Annotated in this window: 13 protein-coding genes; 10 read left to right on the top strand and 3 right to left on the bottom strand. The window is 53.1% G+C overall.

Going from position 1 to position 10,078, the window contains the following annotated elements; translation table 11 throughout:
- Positions 1–101 precede the first annotated feature (101 nt).
- From FBQ85_20085 to FBQ85_20075, 3 genes are all read left to right on the top strand, one after another.
- Entirely contained in the window at positions 102–1,919 is a 1,818-nt protein-coding gene (locus FBQ85_20085; GenBank protein MDL1877435.1) for a CHASE2 domain-containing protein, read from the top strand.
- A gap of 260 nt (positions 1,920–2,179) precedes the next feature.
- Positions 2,180–2,413 (top strand): hypothetical protein, encoded by a 234-nt coding sequence (locus FBQ85_20080; GenBank protein MDL1877434.1) that lies wholly within the window; start codon positions 2,180–2,182, stop codon positions 2,411–2,413.
- Positions 2,410–2,742: a type II toxin-antitoxin system PemK/MazF family toxin gene (locus tag FBQ85_20075; protein MDL1877433.1), complete on the top strand. Its 333-nt coding sequence runs from the start codon at positions 2,410–2,412 to the stop codon at positions 2,740–2,742. Before FBQ85_20080 ends, FBQ85_20075 begins: the two co-directional genes overlap by 4 nt.
- Before the next feature lie 197 nt (positions 2,743–2,939).
- Here FBQ85_20075 and FBQ85_20070 read toward each other — a convergent pair whose 3' ends face one another.
- The gene (locus FBQ85_20070) at positions 2,940–4,181 is read right to left on the bottom strand and encodes an alkaline phosphatase family protein (protein ID MDL1877432.1); all 1,242 of its coding nucleotides are present in this window, start codon (positions 4,179–4,181) and stop codon (positions 2,940–2,942) included.
- 207 nt (positions 4,182–4,388) lie between these two features.
- Between FBQ85_20070 and FBQ85_20065 the strand changes: the two genes are divergently transcribed.
- Both FBQ85_20065 and FBQ85_20060 read left to right on the top strand, forming a co-directional pair.
- Positions 4,389–4,697, top strand: coding sequence for a type II toxin-antitoxin system Phd/YefM family antitoxin (locus tag FBQ85_20065; GenBank protein MDL1877431.1), 309 nt, complete (start codon positions 4,389–4,391; stop codon positions 4,695–4,697).
- Positions 4,681–4,986, top strand: coding sequence for a type II toxin-antitoxin system RelE/ParE family toxin (locus tag FBQ85_20060; protein MDL1877430.1), 306 nt, complete (start codon positions 4,681–4,683; stop codon positions 4,984–4,986). The genes FBQ85_20065 and FBQ85_20060 overlap by 17 nt, the downstream gene beginning before the upstream one ends.
- A gap of 147 nt (positions 4,987–5,133) precedes the next feature.
- Here the strand turns inward: FBQ85_20060 and FBQ85_20055 are convergent, their stop codons facing one another.
- Both FBQ85_20055 and FBQ85_20050 read right to left on the bottom strand, forming a co-directional pair.
- Positions 5,134–6,621 (bottom strand): hypothetical protein, encoded by a 1,488-nt coding sequence (locus FBQ85_20055; GenBank protein ID MDL1877429.1) that lies wholly within the window; start codon positions 6,619–6,621, stop codon positions 5,134–5,136.
- A 90-nt stretch (positions 6,622–6,711) separates the two neighbouring features.
- Entirely contained in the window at positions 6,712–7,119 is a 408-nt protein-coding gene (locus tag FBQ85_20050; GenBank protein ID MDL1877428.1) for a DUF1761 domain-containing protein, read from the bottom strand.
- Between the two features lie 250 nt (positions 7,120–7,369).
- On the opposite strand from FBQ85_20050, the gene FBQ85_20045 reads away from it, so the two are divergent.
- The 5 genes from FBQ85_20045 (at position 7,370) to xerD (ending at position 9,935) form a co-directional block, all read left to right on the top strand.
- Positions 7,370–7,573, top strand: a complete 204-nt coding sequence (locus FBQ85_20045) for a cold shock domain-containing protein (protein ID MDL1877427.1) — start codon at positions 7,370–7,372, stop codon at positions 7,571–7,573.
- A 105-nt stretch (positions 7,574–7,678) separates the two neighbouring features.
- On the top strand, positions 7,679–8,191 hold the full coding sequence (locus FBQ85_20040) for a hypothetical protein (protein ID MDL1877426.1): 513 nt from the start codon (positions 7,679–7,681) through the stop codon (positions 8,189–8,191).
- A 169-nt stretch (positions 8,192–8,360) separates the two neighbouring features.
- Positions 8,361–8,675, top strand: coding sequence for a nucleotidyltransferase (locus FBQ85_20035; protein MDL1877425.1), 315 nt, complete (start codon positions 8,361–8,363; stop codon positions 8,673–8,675).
- On the top strand, positions 8,665–9,012 hold the full coding sequence (locus FBQ85_20030) for a DUF86 domain-containing protein (GenBank protein MDL1877424.1): 348 nt from the start codon (positions 8,665–8,667) through the stop codon (positions 9,010–9,012). The genes FBQ85_20035 and FBQ85_20030 overlap by 11 nt, the downstream gene beginning before the upstream one ends.
- 8 nt (positions 9,013–9,020) lie before the next feature.
- A complete protein-coding gene (xerD, locus tag FBQ85_20025; GenBank protein ID MDL1877423.1) occupies positions 9,021–9,935 on the top strand; it encodes a site-specific tyrosine recombinase XerD in 915 nt (304 codons plus the stop codon).
- Positions 9,936–10,078 lie beyond the last annotated feature (143 nt).

The raw sequence follows: 10,078 nt of genomic DNA, 5'->3' as shown, positions 1-10,078 counted from the left end.
AGCCTGTGTCGAACCAGGTTGGTGAGCCTGTGTCGAACCAGGTTGGTGAGCCTGTGTCGAACCAGGTTGGTGAGCCTGTGTCGAACCAGGTTGGTGAGCGTATGTCGAACCAGGTTGGTGAGCGTATGTCGAACCATGAACAAAATGGAATTGGCATTGTGCTGCCATATTATTTTCCCGAATTGCACACGCGCGCCAATGCCCCCACGCAACCGCTGCCCGAACCGGTGACCGCGAGCGCGTTGATCCTGTTCGATGCGCCGCTATCCGCCGTGGAAAATGAACCTTATTTGAACGCATATTCCATCAATCACGCTTCGCTGGATTTGCTTTCAGCAAGTCTGCCCGGCGGCCACATTAATTTGATCACCGATGAAAAGAGCGGCGATAATCTCGTGCGCTGGGAGGCGCAACTTGTTCGCTATGGCGAGTTGTATCTCCCTTCGTTGCCGCTGCAAATTGCCGCGCAAAGCCGGCAACTCACGCGCAGTGAGATTCACGTCCGAGTCGGGGAAGGCATTCAACTCGGCGGGATTTTCATTCCGATGGATGCTCGCGGTTTCAGTTTGATTAATTATTACGGCCCGGCAGGCACGTTCTCGCAGATTTCTGCGGCTGAGGTTTTGGCGGGCACTCGTGTGAATGAACTGGCAGGGAAAATCGTGTTTGTCGGCGTAACTGCCGCGGGCACACAAGATTTTCTATCAACTTCGTTTTCGGCGCGCATGCCGGGCATCGAGAAACTCGCCACCTCCTCCGCGAATATTTTGCATCAGCATACCTTGTCGCGTCCGGGTTATCTCACCTCGCTGGAATTGTTGCCGGCGCTTGCCGCAGGCGCGTTGGCATTGTGGCTTGGTTTGCGGCTGCACAAACGCACCGCCGGCATTATACTGGCCGGTTTCGTTTTGTTGATTTGGCTTCTCGGTTTCAGCCTGTTTGCGAGCGGACAAATGTGGCTGCACAGCCTCGGCATGATGCTCATGATCATGCTCGCCGGCAGCAGCGCTTTGTTTTTGCGCAAGAATGACATGGCCCGGCGCACGGCAAAGATATCGCAACGCGCCGCGGTTGCAACGGAATTGATTTATGACGAACGCGGCCCGCGCCGCTTGGGACAATTCGAAATTATTGAAGAAATCGGCGCAGGCGCGATGGGAAAAGTTTATGCCGCAATGGATCCCACGCTTGGCCGCAAGGTTGCGGTGAAGATTTTGCGCGAAATGTCCGGTCTCTCCGCGGCCGGGCAGGAGCGATTGCGCGAGCGCTTTTTGCGCGAAGCGCGCGCCGCCGGGGCGTTGAATCATCCCAATATCGTCACGATTTATCAAGCCGAAGAAGCGGGCGGGCATTTTTTTATTGCCATGGAATTTCTGGACGGCAAAACGCTCGATGAGATTATTGCAGCCGAGGCCCCGCTGCCGCTCAACCGCGTGCAGCGCTTCGCCGCGCAAATCGCCAGCGGACTCGATTATGCGCATGCCCGCGGCGTGATTCACCGCGACATCAAGCCCTCAAATCTCATGATCCTCGGCGGCGAGGCCGTCAAGATTTTGGATTTTGGCGTGGCGCATTTGGCGCAATCGACGCTGACGCAGGAAGGCGCGGTGTTGGGCACGCCGAGTTACATGTCTCCGGAACAGTTGCGCGGCGAAAAAATCGACGGCCGCTCCGATCTTTTTTCGCTGGCGGCGGTGGTTTATGAAATGGCGACACGCCAACGGCCGTTCGCGGGCGAAAACGTGTCAAGCATTTCCACGCAAATCGTGTCCGGCCAATTTACCCGGCCTTCTGTAATCAACGTGAAGCTAACAGAAGCCTTCGATCAAGTTTTGGTCAAAGCGTTACAACAAGACCGCGAGCAGCGCTTTGCCACGCCGGGGGAGTTTGCCGCAGCGCTGCAGGAGGTTAATCTGTGATAGTTTATCTTAAGCCGTAATGTGGCATTTAGCAAGCGCGGAAACGTCACGGGCGATCGTACGCAAATCGCATCCCGCCCTGCGCGACACGCTGCAATCCGAAATGTCTCAGCTCGAAAACGATTGGAAAATTTTGGAAGGCAATTGGTATTTGCGCGACGTGCTTTTGAAAAAGGATTGATGGTTTTGGAGATTGGTGGAGTGATGAAGCTGCCAAATTTTTGCTTGTAAATGTGACACTGGTTTTGTAGGATGAAGCCATGATCAATGTTCAAATTACGATTGAAGAAGAATTGCTTGCGGATATTGAAGAAGCCAGCAAGCCCCAGTCGCCGGACTTGACCGCGATCGTGCGCGAAGCGCTGCACGCCTGGCTCAAACGCCGTGAGGGCCAGCGCTTCGAGCAAGAATGGATCGCTGCTCTGCAAAAGCATCCCGATGAAGCGCAACGCGCAGAAGATTGGCTGGAAGCACAGACCTGGTCCGCGCCATGAAACGCGGCGAGGTGTGGCAGGCAGACTTGGGCGCAAAATCCGGTAGGCGCCCGATCGTCATTCTCACGCGTAGTGCCGCTATTCCTTACCTCAACAAAGTGACGGTCGCGGAGATTACCTCACAGAGCAAAGGCTACCCCACGGAAGCCGACATCGATCAAAAAGCCAATTTGCCCATCCCCTCTTATGTTCAGCTTGATAATATCCAGACCATTTCCAAATCTCGCCTCGAAAAATACCTCGGCACACTCGACGAAGGCACGATGAAAAGCATTGGTGAAAAAATCGTGCTTGCACTTCACCTCGAGACGGTATTCTCAAAGCCGTAAAAGTCCGCCTTCGAATACAACGCCTTCCTTGTGCGACCAAAAATGCAAACCGAAATATCCTACCTTGAAAACGATTAAAAGATTCTAACAGGTAATTGGTACGTGAGAGATGTGCTGTTAAAAAAGATTGAGGGATTTCTGGTTTTTGAAATCCCTGAATCTACTCATTCCGAAATTATTGCCTACTGCGCCATATTTTACTTCGCTTTCAGCAACACCATCACCGAATCCAAGCTGCCGTCGTTGGGCGCGGGGGTGAGGCGCAAGAGATGGCAGATCAAATCATAAACATGAATATTCTGAAACGGGCGGGCGACAAAGCCTGATTTGAATGCCGGGCCGTGCGCAATGAACGTGGCGCGCATCGAAGGCAGCAAATTATCGTAGCCGTGATCGCCGCCAAAACGACGCACGCGGTTACGGGTCCGAATCGACCAGCCGTCATCCGCAATGCCGATGATTGGCATGATGCGGCGGTGATTGCGATACTGAAACCGTTCGGGAATCTCGGCTTTGCGATACACCTGCAAATGCGGATGCGCTTTCGCCAGTTTCTGATAGACTTCTTCTTCGTTGTTTTGCTGCGGCCGCAGCGCCAAAATCGGCGACCAGTCCACCACCTCGACGGCTTGCAGATCGAGGTAATCATCGATATAAATTACGCGCTCCGAGCTGGTGGGGGCCATGCCGTGATCGGAAACGATGATGACATTAACTTGATCGAACAGGTCGCGTTTTTCCAGGCCTTGTATCAAATCACCCATCACGCTGTCCATGGCGCTGATCGCGGCCAGCATTTCCGGCGCATCCGGCCCAAAATCGTGCCCGGCATCGTCAATGGCGCTGAAATAAAGCGTAATCAGCGTGGGGCGCGCTGCCTTGGGCAAATCGAGCCAGCTCAAAACTTCTGCAACCCGCGCGCGATTGGGAATATCGCCGTCATACCTCTTCCAAATGTGCGGACGCACGCCGTTGATTTCCGCTTCCGATCCCACCCAAAAATAAGTTGCGCTGATTTGCCCCTGTTTTTCCGCGGTGACCCACACCGGCTCGCCGCCCCACCAGCGGCTGTCTTCCACGGCCTTACGATCACTGATGCGAAAGCGCGCATCCATGTCCGGATCATACATGGTATTCGACACAATGCCATGATGCTCGGGATAAAGTCCGGTGACGATGGTGTAATGATTGGGAAAGGTTTTGCTGGGAAACGCGGGAATCATGCCCTGCGCCATCACACCGTTTTTTGCCAAACGCTGCAAATTCGGTGTGTCGGTTTTGTGGATATAATCATTGCGAAAGCCGTCAAGCGAAACGAGGATAACGGTGGGATCGAAATCAGCATTTGCGCTGGTGTGCTTGCCTGTTTGCCGGGCGCAGGCAGAGAGCATGAAAAAAGCGGCAATGACAGTCAACCAAGTCGTTCGAAGTTTAAGCATATAAATCTCACATTTATTTGGATAATTCAATGCGTTTGAAAAATATTTGAATAATGCAAATTCTCGCCAACAAAAGCAAGCCGCCAACACAGGCTAAAAAATGTTTGTAAATTTAGCCCGGCAATGGTACATTTTGCCGAATTTTGAGAAGAATGGTCAAAACTGACACAATCAAAATCCGGTTCTAACCTGGACTGAAGAAAGAAGTTGAAGGGGTCTTTGAAATCAAGGAGAGAAAACTTGAAGCCTCGCCCGCACACAAGTCAGCCACTTGCCGATTTTCGCGCCAATCCGGACAAGGCTTTGGCGCGTCTGCGCCGCTCCGGTAAACCGGTGCTGCTCACTAAAAACGGCAAACCTCAAGCGATGTTGATTGATGTACGTAAATTATCGTTGGACGCGACTGCCCATGAGCTTGAGCGAATGATCGAAGAAGCCGAAGCGGATGTTGCTGCTGGCAGAATTGATGATTATGATAAATTCATAATGCGCTTCCGCCGTGAGCATAACCTATAACATACGCCTCACGTTAAGGGCGCAAGATGATATTGCAGCCATCTTTCTTTATCTGGATCGCGAACGCCATGCAGCAGCGGTAAGATTCATTCAACAACTTGACAAGCATATTGATGGGCTGAGGTGGGCGCCTGCACGTTATCCGAAAATTCGTGAGCGGCTTCGCAACCGCCGTATTTATCGCCACATTCCTTTTCTTCGTTATCGCATTATCTTTCGTATTCAACGCCGCGAAGTCATCATCATGCGCATTGTGCACCAAGCCCGGTTATTGCGCGAAGTTGAGTAACGCATTCATCCCAACTTGGCCTGGGGATATGACGCATGTCCGAACAACCCACCTTTCAAGATCTTCTCACCGGATTTTCCAATAAAATTTTCGCCGGCCACAGCGAGTAACTAACGGCGTTCCATCAGGCGCTCATTGCCACGAAGCTTACCTCTTTGATTCCCTCGCCTCGCGCGCAAACCTCACCAACTCCCAATACGGCGCGCGATAGCCATTCTGCTGATGAAACGCCTCGGCCTGCTGCAACACTTTTTCTTTCAGCGCGCGATGCGCTTGATTGAATTGTTGATGCCGCAAGGCCGCTGCCGCATTCATACCCTCAGGAACCGGGCCGACTTTGCCAAACGCGTTGAGCAGCATGCTGTAGCCTTTCATCGTCCGCGCCAGCGGCAGCAAATACCACGCATATCCCAGGCGATCGCCGGCTTCCGCGCCTTCGAGCATGGCGTCGATCACCGCGTTGTCGATGTGATCGTGATAAAGTGTTTCCGGATCGCGCCATTCCGCCACGACGCGCAATTGCGGATCATATTCCAAGTCCGCCGGTTCCTGCGTTTCAAAATGCTTGACCCCGAACGCCGCCAGCCACGCGCTCACACCCGGCGTCGAGATGTGAGAAATTCCCATCCATAAATTGACGCCGAATTTGCGATAGGCGGCGGAGGCGACTTCCGAGCAGAATTGCTTGTTGTCATCATGATAATTCATCTCGAAATCATACGGAATGTGCTGCTCACGCGCTTGCTGCAGCGCGGCAGCCGCGGCTTTGTGCGGCAGCAACGGCTCTGCGACTAAAGCAGGCAGATCCGCGCGCAAGCGCAACACCATCACGCGCAGCTTTTTGTCACGCAAGTATTCCTCCAGGGTGGCAATGGCAACCCCGCGCTCGATGTGGGCCTCGATAATCGAAGCGAGACTGGTTTTCTCCTCGACGTGAACGAGCGCGATATGCGAAAAATTTCCGGGATAATCACTGCCGCGCGCGATCAACGCCGAGGTGGGCGCGCCGCCGCGCGATACCAGAATGTCGCCGCTGTGCAGCGTAACCCCGAGGATTTTGGCCGCTGGCGTTTGTGACGGCTCCTCCTGGCCGCGCGCCAGCGCCGGCAACGAATCTTGCGGCGCTTGCAGCATAACTTCTTCCAATGCGGCGCGGCTGCCGTAGAGCAGCCGGTAAATGCGGTTGCGCGTAGCCGCCTCCGAAAAATCCCATTGTTGAGATTGCGTCTTAACCAATCTGCGCAAGCGTGTTTGAAATTGCGTATAGCCGGAAAGTTTTTGCGGACAGGCCGCCACCTGGGGCGCAGCTTCGAACACGATTCTTTCGATTTCCGCAAAAAGCGCATCGGCGGGCTGCCGTGTATCAGCGTCGAGGGAATCCAACAGGTGGTGGCCATAAGCAAATTCGGCCTCGATGACCGGCGCCAATTCCTCACAACCTTGTTGGCGCGCGTTTTTAAAGCGATCTTCCAGAGCTTGCCAATACTCGTCTTTATTCCACACGAAGGGCTGCTTATCGCTGGCCGCCGGCTCCGGCGGGTTTGAAGCGGGAATCAGCAGGAGGAGATAGAGCCCGGCAAGAGTGAGCGCAATGCGCCCAACTGTTTTGCGCCGGCGTTGTTGTGATGGTCTCATGATCGCATCCGGAAATTTTGCTGTGACAGGTTTTGATCACAAAACAACAGCGCCTTCCGGATTGAGCATCATCCGGAAGGCGGCAGGCGTTCAATGCCAAGCGCCCAAAATTGCGCCGGCGATAACCAGACCCACGAGATTATAGCCGCTATCGATGAGAAAAAGTTTGAGCGGGCGATCTTCAAATGTGCTGGTGGTGAAGCTCGTCATCGCGCTGAAGCCCAGGCCTGCCATCAAGCCGGTTTCCGCGCCGCTGAAGAGATTCGCGGGCTGCACGCGCGTGATGAAAATCGCCAGGACGTATGCGATAATCAGCGAGCTGATGAGCGCCACCGCATAAGCCTTGCCCGCGCCGCCCTTCTTTTTGATGTCCTCTTCCGTCGTGCCCATCAGCGCCATCCACGGCTTGGCGAACAACATGGGCGAATACCACAAACCGCCCAGCACGAAATACGCCGCCGCTGCCGCCAATACCGCCACAGGGTTGATGCTTTCCATGCCTCTCCTCCGTTGAAAAGGTTGTTTGTCTGAGCAGGCATTTGTTGCCTGTTCTTGGCGCCGCAATTTAACCGTCCGACTGCAAATATCAAGCGCTTTGTTTGGCACGCAACCTCACCGCGCCTAAAATGCGCTTGACATCCAATCAAAAACTGTCTATATTTTTTCGCCAAATCAAACGTGTGCATGGCTTTTGTTGCAATCGTTACGGAAGCCCGTCGCACCTAAAATACCGGAGTTGTTGCAGGATATGCCGCGCGGCCGTGTGAAGTGGTTTAACGAGAACAAAGGTTACGGATTCATCGAGCCGCTGGCAGGCGGTGAAGAGGTGTTCGTTCATTTCTCGGTTATTCAAATGGATGGTTTCAAAACGCTGCCGCAAGGCACCGAAGTCGAGTTCGAATATGTGGCGGGCGAAAAAGGCCCGCAAGCGACAAAAGTCACGAAAGTGTAAGCCCGCCGCCGAGGTTTCTTGCGCCAACCATCGCACCCCGATTGCTGCCTGATCGGGGTTCGTTTTATAGATCGACGTCAGGCAAGATCAATCTGGAGAGTAACCGTGAAATTCGATGCACAAGCCATTCAGAAAATTGCCGAGGTGCTGCAAACCGAAGCGAAAGAGCGCGGCAATAATTTTCGCATGGTTTTGGATCATCCGGAATCCGGGCGGCGGCTCTCGCTCGAAATTTATCCCGAAATCGCCATCAGCAAAAACAAGGGCAGCTTGATTTCGGTGTACACGGCCTCCAGTCATTTGCAACTGCATTTTTGCACGGGCTTCGTCGTCAGCGAAGCGCTCGGCGAAGTCACGTTCGTTGCTGAAAATAAGGGCAAAGTGTGCGGATTGATCATCGAGAAAGAGGCGGGATGCTCGTTGTTTGCAAATGTCGATGCGAAAGTCCTGTCCGGTGATTTTACCACACTGGGGCCGGAAGTCATGCTCTCCGGCATCGCGCTCTCGCTTACCGAAAGCATTTTGCCCAAGCCCAAGAAAACGCAACGCGCGAAAAGACCTGCAAAGAAAGCGGCAAAATCATCCAAAAGAAAAACCTCGCCGCGCCGGCGGAAATAGATAGGCACCATTGGCACTGTCTGTTGACATGCTTTTGATGCGAGTTTGACAAATCAGGAAGTGCTTTAGTGGCAAACTTGTGTAAATCAGTGGCATTATCTTTGTAGCCGATGTTCTTAAGCATTGTAGATATTCCGCTAACACTGGATTTTTTTAAACGGTATAGACGATGTTTAATCAGAATCTGAAAATATCTTCCGATCAAATCGCTGACTTTTGCAGGCGGTGGCGCATTAGCGAGTTCGCTTTGTTTGGATCAGCCCTGCGTGATGACTTCAATTCCCAAAGTGATCTCGATATCTTGGCCACGTTTACACCAGAGGCGAATTGGAGCCTGTTTGATCACGTGCAAATGGAACAAGAATTGGCAAAATTATTTGATCGGAAAATTGATCTCTTTAGCAAACGTGCTGTCGAGCAAAGCCAAAACTGGATACGGCGCCGGGAAATACTAAGCACCGCCGAGGTTGTTTATGCAACGTGATAATACCGCTATTTTGGATATTGCCCAAGCAGCGCGGCTCATTCTTGAATTCAAAAAAGGGGTAGATAAAGCCGCCTTCCTTCAGGATGTTAAAACGCAGTCGGCCATTTTACATCAACTGATGGTTATGGGTGAAGCAGTCAAACGGTTGTCTCAGGATTTTCGGGTGCACCATGACGCAATTCCTTGGGGGCCGATTGCAGGCATGCGTGACAAACTCATACACGCCTATGACATAGTTGATCTCGAAGAGGTTTGGGAAACAGTGACGGCGGACGTGCCAGTTTTGCTCTCTTTGCTTACACCTCTTCTCCCGCAAGAAGATGATCTGCATTGAACGCAGCGATGGAAAACTACATCGCGGAATTTCTCGATTATTTGCGCGCTGAAAAACATCTCGCCAAGAACACCGTCGTCTCCTACGGTTTCGATTTAAAACGCTATGCCGCGTTTCTTGCCCAGCGCCGCCTCACCACACCGGCAGAAGTTACTGTTGCCGACATCCGCGCGCTGCTCACCGAACTGACGCAATTGGGGTTCGCCACCACCAGCATCGGCCGCCAGCTTGCTGCCATTCGCATGTTTCATCGTTACCTCCTCGGCGAGAAGTATTGCGCACACGACCCCGCCGAGACGCTCTCGCTGCCGCGCCAAAGCCAAAAAATCCCTCACGTGCTGGACATTGCTGATATCGAGCTACTCTTGCAGCAGCCGGACGTCGCCACCGCATTGGGCGTGCGCGATCGCGCGTTATTGGAATTTCTCTATGCCACCGGCGCGCGCGTTTCCGAAGCCATCGAGCTGGGCATGAACGATCTTTTTTTGCAGCAGCATTTTGTGCGCCTCTTCGGCAAAGGCTCAAAAGAACGACTCGTGCCCATCGGCGAAGTTGCGACGCTGTGGGTACAAAATTACTGCGAGCAAATCCGCCCGCAGCTTATCCGCAAGCGCCGCACTCAGGAAAAAGTGTTTGTCAATGCGCGTGGCGGCAAATTCTCACGCATGGGGGTGTGGAAGATTTTGCGCGGCTACTTGAATGCCGCGGGCATCACCAAACCGGCTTCGCCGCACACCATCCGGCATTCGTTTGCCACGCATTTGCTCGAAGGCGGCGCGGATTTGCGCGCCGTGCAGGAGATGCTCGGCCATGCTGATCTTGCCACCACACAGATTTACACACATCTCGATCGCGCTTATTTGAAGGAAGTTCACCGCCAATTTCATCCGCGCGAGAAGTATTTTGATGCTACGGGAAAGTGATAGTATTGCCAGATTCAAAACTTTGAGAACACCTTAAACTTTACACCTTACAGCGTTTTTCATTTGGATGAACAGAGTTTGTAGTCCCCGCCCCTTGTGGGCGGCTGTTGAAGCCATGAAATTCGCGGTTGCAACAATGCCCC

The organism is Cytophagia bacterium CHB2 (genome assembly GCA_030263535.1).
Taxonomy (GTDB): domain Bacteria; phylum Zhuqueibacterota; class Zhuqueibacteria; order Zhuqueibacterales; family Zhuqueibacteraceae; genus Coneutiohabitans.
The sequence above is the reverse complement of the archived record's forward strand: the minus strand, read 5'-3'. Positions and strand labels throughout refer to the sequence as shown.